Annotated in this window: 16 protein-coding genes; 10 read left to right on the top strand and 6 right to left on the bottom strand. The window is 63.7% G+C overall.

Annotation, left to right across the window (positions count from 1 at the left end; translation table 11 throughout):
* Positions 1-140 precede the first annotated feature (140 nt).
* Entirely contained in the window at positions 141-953 is an 813-nt protein-coding gene (locus D8W71_RS24120; protein WP_121117272.1) for an Rv1157c family protein, read from the bottom strand.
* A 287-nt stretch (positions 954-1,240) separates the two neighbouring features.
* Here D8W71_RS24120 and D8W71_RS24115 point away from each other — a divergent pair, with 287 nt between their 5' ends.
* The gene (locus tag D8W71_RS24115; RefSeq protein ID WP_121117269.1) at positions 1,241-2,452 is read left to right on the top strand and encodes a mannosyltransferase; all 1,212 of its coding nucleotides are present in this window, start codon (positions 1,241-1,243) and stop codon (positions 2,450-2,452) included.
* Here D8W71_RS24115 and D8W71_RS24110 read toward each other — a convergent pair.
* Complete coding sequence (locus D8W71_RS24110) at positions 2,394-2,684, bottom strand: 4a-hydroxytetrahydrobiopterin dehydratase (RefSeq protein WP_121117267.1); 291 nt, start codon at positions 2,682-2,684, stop codon at positions 2,394-2,396. The genes D8W71_RS24115 and D8W71_RS24110 overlap by 59 nt on opposite strands.
* 15 nt (positions 2,685-2,699) lie before the next feature.
* Between D8W71_RS24110 and D8W71_RS24105 the strand changes: the two genes are divergently transcribed.
* Complete coding sequence (locus tag D8W71_RS24105) at positions 2,700-3,098, top strand: (deoxy)nucleoside triphosphate pyrophosphohydrolase (protein WP_121117265.1); 399 nt, start codon at positions 2,700-2,702, stop codon at positions 3,096-3,098.
* On the opposite strand, the gene D8W71_RS27695 is transcribed toward D8W71_RS24105, so the two are convergent.
* Positions 3,076-3,252, bottom strand: coding sequence for a hypothetical protein (locus tag D8W71_RS27695; protein WP_201265182.1), 177 nt, complete (start codon positions 3,250-3,252; stop codon positions 3,076-3,078). The genes D8W71_RS24105 and D8W71_RS27695 overlap by 23 nt on opposite strands.
* 187 nt (positions 3,253-3,439) lie before the next feature.
* Here D8W71_RS27695 and typA point away from each other — a divergent pair, with 187 nt between their 5' ends.
* From typA to D8W71_RS24085, 5 genes are all read left to right on the top strand, one after another.
* Positions 3,440-5,377: a translational GTPase TypA gene (typA, locus tag D8W71_RS24100; RefSeq protein ID WP_121117263.1), complete on the top strand. Its 1,938-nt coding sequence runs from the start codon at positions 3,440-3,442 to the stop codon at positions 5,375-5,377.
* Between the two features lie 100 nt (positions 5,378-5,477).
* Complete coding sequence (locus D8W71_RS24095; RefSeq protein ID WP_236077594.1) at positions 5,478-7,181, top strand: ABC transporter family substrate-binding protein; 1,704 nt, start codon at positions 5,478-5,480, stop codon at positions 7,179-7,181.
* The gene (gene mshB, locus D8W71_RS24090) at positions 7,178-8,041 is read left to right on the top strand and encodes an N-acetyl-1-D-myo-inositol-2-amino-2-deoxy-alpha-D-glucopyranoside deacetylase (RefSeq protein WP_442971994.1); all 864 of its coding nucleotides are present in this window, start codon (positions 7,178-7,180) and stop codon (positions 8,039-8,041) included. Before D8W71_RS24095 ends, mshB begins: the two co-directional genes overlap by 4 nt.
* 49 nt (positions 8,042-8,090) lie before the next feature.
* Positions 8,091-8,249, top strand: a complete 159-nt coding sequence (locus tag D8W71_RS27690) for a hypothetical protein (protein WP_201265181.1) — start codon at positions 8,091-8,093, stop codon at positions 8,247-8,249.
* A gap of 28 nt (positions 8,250-8,277) precedes the next feature.
* Entirely contained in the window at positions 8,278-8,727 is a 450-nt protein-coding gene (locus D8W71_RS24085) for a hypothetical protein (protein ID WP_121117257.1), read from the top strand.
* On the opposite strand, the gene D8W71_RS24080 is transcribed toward D8W71_RS24085, so the two are convergent.
* From D8W71_RS24080 to D8W71_RS24070, 3 genes are read right to left on the bottom strand one after another with little or no spacing between them, the layout of a single operon-like run.
* Complete coding sequence (locus tag D8W71_RS24080) at positions 8,636-9,349, bottom strand: uracil-DNA glycosylase (protein ID WP_236077593.1); 714 nt, start codon at positions 9,347-9,349, stop codon at positions 8,636-8,638. The genes D8W71_RS24085 and D8W71_RS24080 overlap by 92 nt on opposite strands.
* The gene (locus D8W71_RS24075; protein WP_121117253.1) at positions 9,337-10,830 is read right to left on the bottom strand and encodes a PH domain-containing protein; all 1,494 of its coding nucleotides are present in this window, start codon (positions 10,828-10,830) and stop codon (positions 9,337-9,339) included. The genes D8W71_RS24080 and D8W71_RS24075 overlap by 13 nt, the downstream gene beginning before the upstream one ends.
* Positions 10,827-11,315: a PH domain-containing protein gene (locus D8W71_RS24070; protein ID WP_121117251.1), complete on the bottom strand. Its 489-nt coding sequence runs from the start codon at positions 11,313-11,315 to the stop codon at positions 10,827-10,829. The genes D8W71_RS24075 and D8W71_RS24070 overlap by 4 nt, the downstream gene beginning before the upstream one ends.
* Before the next feature lie 97 nt (positions 11,316-11,412).
* Between D8W71_RS24070 and D8W71_RS24065 the strand changes: the two genes are divergently transcribed.
* The 3 genes from D8W71_RS24065 (at position 11,413) to fdxA (ending at position 15,229) form a co-directional block, all read left to right on the top strand.
* Entirely contained in the window at positions 11,413-14,025 is a 2,613-nt protein-coding gene (locus D8W71_RS24065) for a bifunctional FO biosynthesis protein CofGH (RefSeq protein WP_201265179.1), read from the top strand.
* Between the two features lie 2 nt (positions 14,026-14,027).
* Positions 14,028-14,795 carry a hypothetical protein gene (locus tag D8W71_RS24060; protein WP_121117247.1) on the top strand — a complete coding sequence of 256 codons (768 nt, stop codon included), beginning with the start codon at positions 14,028-14,030 and terminating at the stop codon, positions 14,793-14,795.
* A 110-nt stretch (positions 14,796-14,905) separates the two neighbouring features.
* Positions 14,906-15,229, top strand: a complete 324-nt coding sequence (gene fdxA / locus D8W71_RS24055) for a ferredoxin (protein WP_121117245.1) — start codon at positions 14,906-14,908, stop codon at positions 15,227-15,229.

The raw sequence follows: 15,229 nt of genomic DNA, 5'->3' as shown, positions 1-15,229 counted from the left end.
CTGCTGAACGTGATGCCCTGGCCGACGCCGCACACGATTCCTGCGGTCAGCACTGCAGGGAGGAAAACCACCGCACCGCCGACTGCGTACACCGGCGGAGCTTATGTCCGCAGGTGTACGCAGTCGTGCTATAGCGACTGTCAGGGAACGTAGACGGTTCCTATGGTCGGCAGGAACCCACACGTACGAGCAGGTGCCGTCGGATCTTCCTTCGACTGGGTGGTGATCGAACCGGAGATGACGGCGAGGACGCGACCAGGGCCGGTGTCGGCGATCGTCGAGACCGTTGCGGGTCCGTCGGGATTGATGTTCGATGCGCCCGTCAGATCCTGAGTGCCTGTGCGACGGTTGTCGAGGTTGAGCCAGGTGACGGTCAGCGGAGCTTCCTGCGCAGCAGCGATGGGGGCCGTGCCGAGCGCGGTGAAGACGAACCCTGCTTGACCCGCGGGCGGGCCGGGAGGAGGAAGCGTCGCAGGGCCGGGAACAGCGAGAGCGGTCCCGACCGAATCAGCAGAGTCCGAGATGCAGCCCTTGCCGATGGTGGGGTAGAGGAACTGCGCGATCACTGGGCCGTCTGCGGGCGGAAGTTCGGGACCGCCACCGCCGGAGCCGTCGAGAAACGTGATGACCGTCTCGAGGGTGGACTTGACCTGATCCGGCAGTGCCGAGTTCTCGAGAAGCGCACGTGCCTGCCCGAGGAGGTCTGCCTGAGGAGGTCCGGCCACGTCCGTGGGGCCTGCAGCAGCGCCGAGGATGGCAGGCGCGAAGGATGCGAGTGCTTCGATCTCTGCGTAATCGGGAAGCGGCTGATCAGGAGTGGGGAGGAAGAACGGCGGGAGTTCCGCTGCGGGAGGGGACGGTTCGGCCGCTGCAACATTCGGCACAGCCAGCGCGGCAGCGAGCGCCACAGCTGCAGCAGTGACGGTCCTGCGCGTTAACCCGGTACGAAGCACTTGATATTCCCCATCCTCATCGAAAAAGCGGGCCGTGAATCGGTTGCTGGCTCGAGGGGCCACTCTATGTATACGACCCATCGTTGTACAGCCGATCCCAGCGATCGCTGACAACGCACATTAGCGTGTTACTGGTGTGAATAGTGTGGTTGGTGATGCAAATGTTATTTGTGACAATCCCTTACTAGTTCGACGTTTCTATGTGAGCCGCTGGTTCGGATCGCGCGGGACCGCCCTATAAGCTCGGCTGTCGATATGCGAGATAACCGAACGGAGCAGTAGAGAACGTGAACCGCTTGGTTCGATATGCACCGCTTCTGCTTGCGCTCTCGGTGATCGCCAGGTTCGTCTGGGCCTTCGCCACCGAGAACGGGATGAACCTCGTCGACCTCCATGTCTACGTCGACGGTTCGGCCGCTCTGTTGCGCGACGACCTGTACGACTTCACGTACTCCGCGGAGACGCCGGATTTCCCGCTCCCGTTCACGTATCCGCCGTTCGCAGCGTTGGTGTTCTTCCCGCTGCACTATCTGCCGTTCACCTTCGTCGGGGTGTGCTGGCAGCTCGCGACCATGGCGGCGATGTTCCTGCTCGTCAAGCTGAGCCTCGAGATGGTGGTCCCGGATCGGAATGTCACTCGCGTCGCGATGGCGTGGACTGCCCTGGCCCTGTGGACCGAACCGGTACGTACAACTCTGGACTACGGCCAGGTCAACGTTTTTCTTGCACTCGGAGCACTCGTCGCGATCCGAAGCGCCCGGTGGTGGTTGGCAGGAGGCATCATCGGCTTCATCGCGGGGATCAAGCTGACCCCGGCGATCACCGGCCTCTACTTCCTCGCCACGAAGCGGTGGAAGGCTGCGGCGTTCTCAGCTGTCGCCTTCGTCGCAACGGTTGCCGTCAGCTATCTGGTTCTCGGCCATCAAGCGGGAACGTACTTCACCACGCTGCTCGGGGACGCCGACCGCATCGGCCCTGTCGGGTCGGTGTGGAACCAGTCGCTTCGAGGCGCGATGAGTCGCATAGCCGGCGATGACGTCGAGTCGGGACCCGCCTGGATAGTGGGTGTACTCGTCTTCGCCGCGCTCGCGTTCCTGGCGTGGCGATCGCTGCGGATGGGAGACCGGCTCGGAACACTGCTCATCGTGCAGTTGCTGGGCTTGACGGTGTCGCCGATCTCGTGGTCACACCACTGGGTCTGGGTTCTTCCGCTGCTGGTGTGGCTCCTGCACGGCCCCGATCGCACCTTGCTGGGCACTCGGCTCGTCGCCGGCTACTGGTTGATCTCGACCCTGGTCGGTGTGCCGTGGATCCTCAGCTTCTTCCAGGAGTCGATCTGGCTGGTCTCGCGGCCCGGCGTACTCGCGTGGCTGGGCGCGGTCGACATCGTCGGCGTCCTGCTGGTCTACGGCTGGACGATTTACACCGGTCGCACGCGGCTCAGTCGTCGGGAAGCAGAGAATCGATCTCGTGAGCCAGACGTACGTCCTTCTGCGTGAGGCCGCCGTCGGAGTGCGTGGACAATGTGAAGGTCAGCTTTCGCCAGCGGATATCGATGTCGGGATGATGATCGGCGCTCTCCGCGGCAACCGCGATACGAGAGACGAACTCGATGGCGGCCGGAAACGTCGGAAGTTCGACCGTGCGGGTGATGGACTTGTCGACGAGACTCCACTCGGGCAATCCGGTGAGTGCGGCGTCGATATCGGAGTCGGAGAGTAATTCGGTCATGGAATCGATGGTGGCATGACAGGACTGGTTGTCGCAGGCGCCCTGGTCGTCGACGGGCTACTTCTGCTCGCACAACGGGCACGCCCACCCGAGCTCGCAGGCCTGTGGGAGCTGCCCGGTGGCAAGGTCGAGGACGGCGAGTCGCCCGACGCTGCCTTGGAGCGTGAGCTGCGGGAGGAGCTGGGCGTCGAGACGGCCGTGGGTGAGCAACTGTCCGGCGAGGTGCCCGTCGGGAACGGACTGATTCTCCGGGCCTACCGGGTCGAGCTGATCTCGGGAACGCCTGTGGCGCTCGATCATTCGGATATCCGGTGGGTCGACGCACGCACTTTGGGCGTCATGGATCTCGTCGACGCCGACCGCACCTGGGTTCCCGAGATCGGCTCGATGCTCAGGCAGACCGGGCCTTCTTGAGCCCCTTCTTGAGTTCCTTGCCCGTCGCTCCGGCGTTCTCGAGCTTCTTCATGCGCATGATCACCACGGGGCACTTGAGGCACCGCGTCGACTTCCGGCAGCATTTCTTCTTGGGCTTGAGACCCGACACCTTCTCGGCCTTGATCTTGCCCATGTACCTTGCTCGCTTTTCTGTGTATTTCAGGTGAACTCGAGGCCAAGAGTACTGCGTGGTGCAGGTCACCCTGTGCCAGCGGGTAAACTCGATCGGTCGCGAGAATCTCGCGGTGCAGCGCGCTTCTCTAGCGACATAAGCCCGCTAGCGAACTAGAGCCCGCATTCGACCCAGGAGAATTTTTCGCGTGAGTGCCCCAAGCAGTGCAGACAACATCGATATCACCACAACGTTCCGCAACGTAGCAATCGTTGCACACGTCGACCACGGCAAGACCACGCTGGTCGACGCTATGTTGAGGCAGTCAGGAGCGTTCGAGGAGCGCGCCGAAGCGATCGACCGCGTCATGGACTCGGGTGATCTCGAAAAGGAAAAAGGCATCACGATTCTGGCCAAGAACACGGCCGTGCATCGTCGCAATGCCGACGGAACGATGACCGTCATCAACGTCATCGACACCCCGGGCCACGCCGACTTCGGTGGTGAGGTCGAGCGCGGCCTGTCCATGGTCGACGGCGTCGTCCTCCTCGTCGACGCATCCGAGGGCCCACTGCCGCAGACACGTTTCGTGCTCCGCAAGGCGCTCGCTGCGTCGCTGCCCGTCATCTTGGTCGTCAACAAGACCGACCGTCCCGACGCGCGCATCGAAGAAGTTGTCTCGGAGAGCCACGACCTGCTTCTCGACCTCGCGTCGGATCTCGACGACGAAGCGTCCGAGGCAGCCGAACTCGCGCTCGACCTCCCCGTTCTCTACGCATCCGGTCGTGAGGGCAAGGCGTCGAAGGTGCAGCCCGAGAACGGCCACGCTCCTGACGCCGAAAACCTCGACGAACTCTTCGAGGTCCTGCTCAGCTACGTCCCCGCGCCCAAGGGCAATGTCGACGCACCGCTGCAGGCACATGTCACCAACCTCGACGCATCGGCCTTCCTCGGCCGCCTCGCTCTCGTCCGCATTCACAACGGCCAGCTCAGCAAGGGCCAGACCGTCAGCTGGATGCGTGAGGTCGACGGCGAGCCCGTCGTTCAGAAGGCGAAGATCACCGAGTTGCTCAACACGATCGGCGTCGAGCGTGTCCCGGGCGAGAAGGGTGTCGCAGGAGACATCGTCGCCGTCGCGGGCTTCTCGGACATCATGATCGGCGACACCCTCGCCGATCTGGAGAACCCGGTCGCTTTGCCACGTATCACCGTCGACCAGCCGGCCATCTCGGTCACCATCGGCACCAACACGAGCCCGCTCGTCGGACGCGTCAGCGGCCACAAGCTCACCTCGCGCATGGTCAAGAGCCGCCTCGATCAGGAGCTCATCGGCAACGTCTCGCTCAAGGTCCTCGACATCGGTCGCCCCGATGCCTGGGAGGTCCAGGGTCGTGGCGAGCTCGCGCTGGCCATCCTCGTCGAGCAGATGCGTCGTGAAGGCTTCGAGCTCACCGTCGGCAAGCCCCAGGTGGTCACCCAGCAGGTCGACGGCAAGCTGCATGAGCCCTTCGAAGAGCTCATGGTCGACACACCGGAGGAATTCCTCGGTGCCGTCACTCAGCTGCTCGCAGCGCGCAAAGGCAAGATGGTGCAGATGACGAACCACGGCGCAGGCTGGGTTCGTATGGAGTTCATCGTCCCCTCGCGTGGCTTGATCGGCTTCCGCACCGAGTTCCTCACCGACACCCGCGGTACCGGTATCGCCAATGCTGTCTTCCACGGCTACGCGCCGTGGGCAGGCGAGATCCGTGCGCGCCACACCGGTTCGCTCGTCTCCGACCGTAACGGCAGCGTCACCCCGTTCGCGATGATTCAGCTCGCCGACCGCGGCACGTTCTTCGTCGAGCCCGGTGCGGACACGTACGAGGGCATGGTCGTGGGCATCAACCCGCGTCAGGAAGACCTCGACATCAACGTGACCCGCGAGAAGAAGCTGACCAACATGCGTCAGTCCTCTGCAGACGTCATGGAGACCTTGGCCAAGCCCAAGAAGCTGGATCTGGAAATGGCGATGGAATTCTGTGCAGGCGACGAATGTGTCGAGGTGACCCCCGAGGTCGTTCGCGTGCGCAAGGTGCACCTGGACTCCAACGAGCGTGCGCGTGAGCGTTCGCGCAGCAAGTCGCGTGACAAGGCTGCTCTGTAAGAAAGCGCTACCGCGCCTGTGCGTGCGTAGTTACGTCCTGACGTAACTACGCGCGCACGGGCGCCGACGAAGGAGGAGCGGGTTGCGGCGACTGCGCACCGTGGGCATCTCTGCGATCGCCCTGATACTGGCATCGTGCACAGCCAACCCGCCCCCTCCCGTCGAGAGTGAGCCCACTCCGACCACCACGACCACTGTCGTCGCCCCCACCGAGACCGGTGATCCGGTCGTGGTCGCCATCGACGACGTGGGAATCGGGTTCAACCCGCATCTTCTCGCCGACCAATCTCCCGCGAACGCCGCGGTGAGTGCCCTCGTGCTGCCGAGCCCGTTCCGGCCCGCTGTCGATCCGATCGATCCGGCGAAGACCGTCTGGGTTCCCGATTCGACAGTGCTCGTCTCGGCCGAGGTGACGTCGCAGAACCCGTTCACCATCACGTATCAGCTCCGCAACGAAGCCCAGTGGTCGGACAGCGCGCCGATCGCGGCGGAAGACTTCCGTTACCTGTGGCAGCAGATGATTTCGCAACCGGGCGTCATCGACCCGGCAGGGTATGCGCTCATCGACGACGTCGCGTCATCCGGCGGCGGCAAAACCGTGAATGTCACTCTCTCACAGCCCTATCCGAACTGGCAGCGATTGTTCACCGATCTGCTGCCCAGTCACATCCTCAAGGATTCACTCGGGGGTTTCGAGACGGGCCTGAGTGAGAACGTTCCCGTGTCGGGTAGCAGATTCAACATCAAGTCGATAGATCAGGGTCGCGACGAGATCCTCCTCGAGCGCAACGACCGGTTCTGGGGCGAGCCGGCGCTGCCGTTCCAAATCCTTCTTCGACGCGGTGGCACCGCAGCGCAACTCGCGGACTCGTTGCGGTCCAACGATGCTCAGGTTGCTCAGGTTCGTGCGAGTACCGCGACGAGAGCGCAATTGGCGGCAATTCCAGGGGTTCGAACGGACGTCAGGTTTCAGCCGCGCGTTCTCGACGTGACGCTCAACGGCCGCACTCCCGGTCTCGTCGATCCTGCTGTCCGACAGGGGATTATGGGACTGCTCGACGCTTCCCTGTTGTCGACCGTGGCTGCCGGTTCCGGTTCTGCCGATCACCCGGCTCGCGCGCAACTGAGCAGCCCGTCCGATCCTGGATACACCGCGACCGCCCCGGCGCCGATCGGAAGAGATGCCGCACTCGCCCTTCTTCAACGTGCCGGGTACACAACGCTTCCCGACGGCTCACTCGTGAAGGACGGAGTCCCCGCCGAATTCGTCCTCGGCGCCGTGGAGAACGACACCGTCGCTCTCGCCGTCGCCAACACTGCGGCCGACCAGCTTGCCGGTGCGGGGTTCGAGGCGTCGGTGACTCCGCTGCCGGCCGAGGAGTTGTACAGCACGGCGCTGACCGGAGGCGAGGTGGACGCGATCGTCGGATGGTCGTCCGCCGGTATCGACCCTGCAACGGTCATGGCGTCCCGATTCTCCTGTCCAGCAGTGCAGACGAGTGAAACGTCGGCTCCGGTGGCCGAGCGGGACGTACCAGTTCCGCCGCCCAGCAACCTGTCGGGCTTGTGCATCCCCGATCTGGAGGACGTCGTGAATCGAGCGCTGCGCGGCGAAGTCCCCGGTGAACGGTTGAGGGCGGAGGCCGAGCCCAGGCTGTGGGACTTGTCCGCAGTTCTGCCGATCGTGCAAGATTCTTCTGTCGTTGCCGTCGGTAATGGTGTGGACGGTGTGTCGTTGACGGGACCGATCGAGGTCGGAATCTTCGGCGACGCACCAACGTGGACGAGGGCGAAGAACAAGTGAAACTGCTTCTGGTGCACGCGCATCCGGACGACGAGACCATCACCACCGGCGGAACGATCGCGTACTACGCGCGAGCGGGTGTCGAGGTCACCGTGCTTACATGCTCGCTCGGCGAGGAGGGCGAAGTCATCGGCGACGACTTGGCCGGCCTCGTCGCGGACCGAGCCGACCAACTCGGCGGATATCGCATCCACGAATTGCACGGCGCGCTCGGCATTCTCGGTGCGCAGTCGCCGATATTTCTCGGCGGAGCCGGCCGCTGGCGCGATTCCGGGATGGTGGGCACGGCTGCGGCGTCGAATCCGCGTGCATTCGTCAACGCGGACCGTGACGAGGCGTTGTCGGCGATGCTCACGGTGCTGCGGAGCGTTCGCCCTGATGTCGTCGTCGGTTACGACCCGGAGGGCGGTTACGGCCACCCGGACCACCAGCAGGTTCATTCGCTCGTGACCGAGGCCTTCGACATCTCCGGCTCCGACCGTTACCCGGAGGCCGGTGCGCCGTGGACTCCGCAGAAGTTCTACTGGACGGTCACCGGTGAAGCCCAGCTCTCCGGTGGCATTGCCGCGATCTCCGAGGTCCCCGAGGGCTGGCGCATGCCCGAGCCGGGCGAGCTGCCCAGCGTGCCCGACGACGTCGTCACCACGTCGCTGGACGTGCGGGAGGTGGTCGATCTCAAGCGTCGAGCACTCCGCGCACACGCTACGCAGGTCACGGTTGCTCCGTCCGGTGTCGAGTACGCGTTGTCGAACAACATCGTGCAGCCGATCCTGGCCGACGAGCAGTACGTACTCGTGCGCGGGACGTTGGGGGAGACGGATTCTTCGGGCAAAGAGCGTGACCTGTTCGCCGGGGTCTAGACTGTGAAGCCGATCACTAGTCGGCTAGCTGTAGGGGTGGGGCACACATATGTACAACTGGATCGTCCAGGACGCCATTGCTGCGTTCGTGAATTCGTTGAGGCCGGACTTTCCGCGCCAGGAGATTCTCTACCAGAACGGTTTGACCGACATCGCGTCTGCTTTGAGCAACCTGTTGACCGCTTTGGGATACCCGCCGGTCTCCTGATCTCGCTGGATACGTCAGTATTGGGTGCATGATCTCGAAGGCCGCATCCAATGCTGTCGTCCTCGTGTCGAGGGCAACTCTCGCAGTACTGATTTTCGACGGCTTTCTGTGTGGCATCTTGGCTGTCTTCTTCCTACCTGCGTATCTCGGGCCGATCCCGTTCCCCGTGAGTGCGTTGCTGGCAGGCGTAGCCAATGTCACGCTGCTGTTCGCCTCGCGCAAGGTCGCCGAGCAGTCGGTGGCGATTGCATCTCCGTTGATCGCATTTTTCGTTGCGATTCTGGTCTGCATGTTCGGCGGCCCCGGCGGCGACGTGCTGTTGCTTGCCGACTGGCGAACGGCTTTCCTGCTTCTCGGGGGCTTGGTCCCTCCCGGGATTCTGTTGTTCAGTTGGCGGCTGAAGACACTGACAACCCCGCATGCGACCCCGCTGCCCGGAGCACATCCTCGATCATCGACGGGGTCAGCGTCCCGGTAGAGGTGTTTCGTTGGCTGACGTGATAACTGCCGAACAGCCGTATTTCGCCCAGATCGACTTCGACGCCGTGTCCGAACTTCGGCCTGGGCCGCGGTATGTCCCAACCGTTGTTCTCCAGCGTCGGCAGCAATGACTGCCAACCGAAACCGCCGAGTACGACGATCGATCTCAATGTCGGTTTCAGCAGTCGAAGCTCGATGTCGAGCCATTTCCGGCAGCGGTCGCGTTCGGTGACGGTGGGCTTGTTGTCCGGCGGTGCGCAGTGCACCGGCGCGGTGATCCGGACGCCTCGAAGCGTCAAGCCGTCGTCGATGTGCGTCGACGTGGGCTGGTTGGCAAGTCCGACTGCGTGCAGCGCCGCGTAGAGGTAGTCGCCGCTGCGGTCTCCGGTGAACATGCGTCCGGTGCGGTTCGCACCGTGGGCTGCCGGAGCCAGCCCGACTATCAGTACGCGTGCGTCTGCCGGGCCGAATCCGGGAACCGCTCTACCCCAATAGGTTTGGTCGCGAAACGCGGCCCGCTTCTCGGTGGCGACCTTTTCGCGCCAATTGACCAAGCGTCGGCACGCGCGGCACTGCGACACGGCGTGATCGAGTTGGTCGACGCGCTCTACTGGGCCCACTTGTCGCCGGCTCCCGGAGTGACCGCCTCGACGAGGGCCCACGCCTGTTCGATCGGTACGTCGAGAACCTCGTAGTGGCCGACGCCCGCAGGTGTCGCCGCGACGATCGTCGCAACTCCGGCTCGTCGCTGGAAGAACGTCTGGCGGACCGTCCATCCGATGATGCCTGCTGCTTCGAGGCTGTGCCGGGTGCGATCGAGTGAGCCGTGCTGGGTGATGAGCCATCCCGGTAGGACTGCGTGGCCCAGGCCGCGATAGCGATCCCACGCGACGAAGACAGCACCGACCAGAAGGACACCGATGGCAACCCAGGCAAGGCGCGGGACCGGAACGCCGAGGGCTTCGGCAACGCCGACTCCAGCGGCGACGACGAGAACGGGAACCACCGCTCGCGTAAATCTCCGGCGCCTCGCTACAGGTCCGTGCGACAGCAGAGGCTTCCGAGCGTCGGCGCGCAATCCTGCGTCGCCGAGGACGACGGTCATCATGCGTCGAGCTTCGGTCGCAGGCGCCTGAGGGAGCAGGAGCGAGGACTCCTTCTTCTCCGCACTGACGCCCGTCATGATGGCGGTGAGTTTGGCTCCCTTGGCGATTCGTAGGAGCAGTGGCTCGGACAGGGAGGTGCCCCTGAGACGTTTGCGGTCGAGCGTGGTCGAGCGGGTCCTGAGGAGTCCGTGCGCGACATGAAGCCGCGTTCCGTCGTCGGTGACAGTGAGGTTGCCGTAGGCGATGAGGTAGCGGACGCAGGCGAACACGCTGGCAACGATCAGCAGAATCACGAGACCGACGACGATCACGAGGGCGATACCGAATCGCTCCGCGGAGTCGATGCTGTTGGACACGACCGAGGATTCGGTGATCCGTGTCCCGAGTCCGTACTGGAACAGAACGCCGACCGCAGCGGCGATGGTGACGACACCGGTGAACGAGAACGGGGCGAAGCGCACCCACGACACCTGCCAATGCGCAATTTCGTTTTCGACGACGGGCAGGGCATCGACGGTGTCGGGCTGTCTCGTGACACGCTCGAGGAGCTCCTCGCGGAGGGCTGGTACCACCTTTGCGTCCAGTGCGTTCAGTTCGAACTTCTCGCCCTTGTCTGCCTGCTGACCGGTTCCGATCCGGAGGATCGACAGCCCGAGTACGCGGTGCAGGACGCCGGCTTCGATGTCCACGGAACGGATGCGGCTTCGCGGCACGGACAGAAGCTTCTTTTGAAACACTCCTGTTCGAAGTTGCACGTGGACCGGACCGATGCGGTAGCTGGTGGTGAACCAACGCAGGATTGCGAACACGACGACCACCGCAACGATGATCAAGCCCCACACGTGGTTGCCGCTCTGACTTCCGACGATGAACGACACCAGCAGAATCGGCAGAACCTTCACCGCTTCGTTGACGGGGTGCACGAGAAGCATCCGCTTGTCGAGCCGCAGCCAAGGTTGTTGTTCTTCCTCGGCGAGAAGTTGGGGTTCGGTCATGTTGCGTCGCCCAAGGTACGCCCGGCGATGTCGGTGAGCTGCGCGACGGTTTTGTCGGCGACGTCCTTGTCCAGTGCAGTGATCTTGACCGCGCCAGCGGATGATGCGGTGGTAACCGTCACAGTGGAAAGTCCGAGCAGGCGGTCGATCGGACCACGTTCGGTGTCGACCGTCTGCACCCGGCTGATCGGCGCGATGCGTCGTTCCTGGTTGAACCATCCGGTGCGGGTGTACACCGCGGCGTCGGTGATCTCCCAGCGATGGACCCGATATCGCCATATCGGAGTCACCACGATGTCCAGCGCCGCGAGAACCACGGACACTGCGAACACCGCCACGTGCGGCCACGTCGTCCACTCGTCGACGATCACTGCCCACACGATCTGCGCGATGAACAGTGGCAGCCAGATCAGCGCTGCATTGATGGCCCACAGTTGCTTCGCTCGGGGACTCGGACGCCACGCTGGATCGGTCATCGTGATCATGGTTACAGACCCTAACGGCTTGTACCGACGCGCACGTGGCGTCGCCCTACGACCCTCCCGGTGGCACGAGGAAGTGTTGGAGGAGCATGATCGACTGGTGACTCTGTTGCCTGATCCCGCATCCGTTACTTCTGTTCCACCAGAGAAAGCACCGGCTCCGTCTGCCATGCGTCGTGTCCTGCGACGTGCCCGCGACGGTGTCAGTCTGAACGTCGACGAAGCCACCGTGCTGCTTCATGCGAGAGGCGAAGACCTGGTGGACCTGATGGCGTCGGCGTCCCGGGTGCGCGACGCCGGTTTGCTCGAGGCGGGGCGGCCGAAGACAGTCAGTTATTCGCGCAAAGTGTTCATCCCGATCACGAGGTTGTGCCGCGACAAGTGCCACTACTGCACGTTCGTCACAGTGCCGGGGAAGTTGAAAGCTGGTCGCGATTCTGGGGGCCATGGCTTGTTCATGGACCCGGACGAGATCATCGAGGTTGCGCGTCAGGGCGCCGAACTCGGTTGCAAAGAAGCGTTGTTCACTCTCGGTGACCGCCCCGAGGACCGGTGGCCGGAGGCGAAGGAGTGGCTCGACTCGCGCGGCTACGACTCGACGCTCGACTACGTGCGCGCGATGGCGATCAAGGTTCTCGAAGAGACCGGATTGCTGCCGCACCTCAATCCCGGCGTCATGTCCTGGCAGGAACTGTCGCGACTCAAGCCGGTCGCACCGTCGATGGGCATGATGCTCGAGACGACGTCGAGGCGACTGTTCGAAGAAAAAGGTCAGGCGCACTACGGCAGCCCGGACAAGGATCCCGAGGTCCGCCTCCGAACGCTGACCGACGCGGGCCGGCTCAACATCCCGTTCACGACGGGCATTCTCGTCGGAATCGGTGAGACCATCCGCGACCGCGCCGAGTCGATCATGGCGATACGTAAGGTGCACAAGGCCTTCGGTCACGTGCAGGAAATCATCGTGCAGAACTTCCTCGCGAAAAGCGACACAGCGATGCGGTCGGCACCGAACGCGGGCATGGAAGAGTTCCTCGCCACGATCGCGGTGACGCGCATCCTGCTCGGCCCGTCGATGCGAATTCAGGCCCCCCCGAATCTCGTCGAAGCCGAGGAAACTGCAGCGCTGCTCGGCGCGGGCGTCGACGATTGGGGTGGCGTGTCGCCGCTGACCCCGGACCACGTCAACCCCGAACGTCCGTGGCCGAACCTGGACAGTCTTGCCGAGCTCAGCGCGGCGGCGGGGTACACGCTGGTGGAGCGTTCGGCGGCGCAACCGCAGTACGTTCTCGCGGGAGCGCCATGGATCGATCCGCGGATTTCGGCGCACGTCAGAGCGCTGTCCGACCCCGAGACAGGAATGGCTCGCGCAGGCGTGAAGCCGACGGGCTTGCCGTGGCAGGAACCCGACGAGGAGTGGGAGTCGTCCGGACGTGTCGATCTGAACACCGAGATCGACACCCAGGGCCGCAACACCGAGACCCGCAGCGACTTGGCGAATGCGTTCGGTGACTGGGAATCGATTCGTGAGCAGGTTCGTGACCTCGCCGGGCTCGAGCGCGTGGACCGGGACCTGGTCTCCGCTCTGCACGCTGCCGAGAAGGACCCGGCTGGTCTGTCCGACGAGCAGTATCTTGCGTTGGCCACTGCCGAGGGCCCGGGAATGGACGCTGTGGCAGCGTTGGCCGACGATCTGCGTAAGCAGGTCAACGGCGACACCGTCACCTACGTGGTCAACCGCAATATCAACTTCACCAACATCTGCTACACCGGATGCCGATTCTGTGCGTTCGCTCAACGCAAGGGCGACGCCGACGCGTTCACACTCTCGACGGCCGAGGTTGCCGATCGTGCGTGGGAAGCACACGTCGCGGGCGCGTCCGAGGTGTGCATGCAGGGAGGGATCGACCCCGAACTGCCCGTCACCGGGTACGCGGATCTGGTGCGCGCGGTGAAGGCTCGGGTCCCGTCCATGCACGTGCACGCGTTCTCACCGATGGAGATCGTCAACGGCGCATCGCGGGGAGGGCAGTCGATCAGGGATTGGCTCACCGAGCTCCGCGAAGCAGGGTTGGACACCATTCCCGGCACGGCGGCGGAGATCCTCGACGACGAGGTCCGGTGGGTGCTGACCAAGGGCAAGTTGCCTGCCGCCGAATGGATCGAGGTGGTCACCACGGCACACGAAGTGGGGCTGCGGTCGAGTTCGACGATGATGTACGGGCACGTCGACAACCCGTCGCATTGGGTCGGGCACATGAACGTGCTGAAGAAGATCCAGGACAAGACCGGTGGATTCACCGAGTTCGTCCCGTTGCCGTTCGTCCATCAGAGCTCACCGCTGTACTTGGCGGGCGCATCCCGACCAGGTCCGACGAATCGCGACAACCGCGCGGTGCACGCTCTGGCGCGCATCATGTTGCACGGACGCATCGACTCGATTCAGACCTCATGGGTGAAGTTGGGGACCACGGGTACTCAGGTCATGCTCAACGGTGGTGCCAACGACCTCGGGGGAACATTGATGGAAGAGACCATTTCACGGATGGCAGGTAGTCAGAACGGATCGGAGAAGACCGTCGCCGAACTGCACGAGATCGCGAACGGCATCGGACGTCCTGCCCGCGAGCGGACCACGACCTACGGTCTGATCGATCGGGACGGCTCCTCGGCAGCTGCGCAGGCTCCGCTCCAGTCGGTAGGACTTGTCTGATCATGGACGATCGCACCGTTGCGGCTGCCCTCGAACGAGCAGTCGCCATCATCGACCCGGTACTCGACATCCTCGCCAAGCGCGATCCGGTGGGCTTGAAGGGCCGGACCTTCCGCCGACCCACCGAGAACGACACCGTCTTGGACAAGGTCCTGGACACGCTGGCGTCCGCACTGAACGCCACCGACTTCCCCGGGACCGAAGCGTGGCAGAAGCTCGACGCCGACGCGCGATCCGAATGGTGGGTTGCGCGGATCGGCGCGCTGAACACCGTCGCCGTCGCGTTTCCCGGGGTGTTCGGAGTGTTGGTCAACAGGCTGCCGCTGCAGGATCTTCTCGGGTTCGCGAATCAGTCGATGGTGCTGGTCGCGGTAGCGCGGGAGCGTGGAGTCACCGACCGTGCCTCGCACGTTCGACTGCTGGCGTCTGTGCTGTGTGAACGTGATATCGATCTCTCCGAGCCGAAAGCCGTCGAGAAGCCCGAAACGCGCCGCGATCGTGGACCGTTCGCGCTTCTCCATGCGATGTGGGACGTTGCGACCGTGCTCAGAGACGTGTCGAGCGAGCTGGCCAAGCGTCCGCACAGCCGGGGCATTTTCAGAGTGCTGTCGGCCATTCCCGTAGTCGGCGGAGTCGCGAGCTATATCGGTGAGCGCGGAGCGCTGTCGCGGGCGGCGAAAGAGGGTCGCCAATGGGTAGCGAAACACAAGAGCACGCAGATCCACGTAGGCTTCGAGGAGTCGGATTCACCCGCCGCTCTGCGCAAGTGAGGACACCCTGCGCTGATTGTCGGAATTCTTCGACGCAATACTAGGATGCTCAGGGCACCAGAGGCCGGAGGCTTTCGGTGTCCACTATCGGAGAGGGAGGGAGAGCAGCAGTGACCTACTCGATTGCGGAACCGTGTGTCGATGTGCTCGACAAGGCGTGCATCGAAGAATGCCCGGTGGACTGCATCTACGAGGGTAACCGAATGCTGTACATCCACCCGGATGAGTGCGTCGATTGCGGTGCGTGCGAGCCGGTATGCCCCGTCGAAGCCATTTTCTACGAAGACGACGTTCCCGAGCAGTGGAGCGGTTACGTCAGTGCCAACGTCGACTTCTTCGACGACCTCGGGTCGCCCGGCGGTGCTGCCAAGCTCGGCAAGACCGACTACGACCCTCCGTTCATCAAGGCGCTGCCTCCCATGGGTGAGAACTGA

Origin of the sequence: Rhodococcus sp. P1Y (genome assembly GCF_003641205.1) — a bacterium.
Taxonomy (GTDB): domain Bacteria; phylum Actinomycetota; class Actinomycetes; order Mycobacteriales; family Mycobacteriaceae; genus Rhodococcoides.
Note: the sequence above shows the minus strand (reverse complement) of the source record. Positions and strands in the feature narration are given on the sequence as shown.

Coding starts and splice junctions, on each gene's coding strand:
- D8W71_RS24110 (WP_121117267.1), bottom strand. CDS start 2,684: ATGACCGAATTACTCTCCGACTCCGATATCGACGCCGCACTCACCGGA.
- D8W71_RS24105 (WP_121117265.1), top strand. CDS start 2,700: ATGACAGGACTGGTTGTCGCAGGCGCCCTGGTCGTCGACGGGCTACTT.
- D8W71_RS27695 (WP_201265182.1), bottom strand. CDS start 3,252: ATGGGCAAGATCAAGGCCGAGAAGGTGTCGGGTCTCAAGCCCAAGAAG.
- D8W71_RS27690 (WP_201265181.1), top strand. CDS start 8,091: ATGTACAACTGGATCGTCCAGGACGCCATTGCTGCGTTCGTGAATTCG.
- D8W71_RS24085 (WP_121117257.1), top strand. CDS start 8,278: ATGATCTCGAAGGCCGCATCCAATGCTGTCGTCCTCGTGTCGAGGGCA.
- D8W71_RS24075 (WP_121117253.1), bottom strand. CDS start 10,830: ATGACCGAACCCCAACTTCTCGCCGAGGAAGAACAACAACCTTGGCTG.
- D8W71_RS24070 (WP_121117251.1), bottom strand. CDS start 11,315: ATGATCACGATGACCGATCCAGCGTGGCGTCCGAGTCCCCGAGCGAAG.
- D8W71_RS24060 (WP_121117247.1), top strand. CDS start 14,028: ATGGACGATCGCACCGTTGCGGCTGCCCTCGAACGAGCAGTCGCCATC.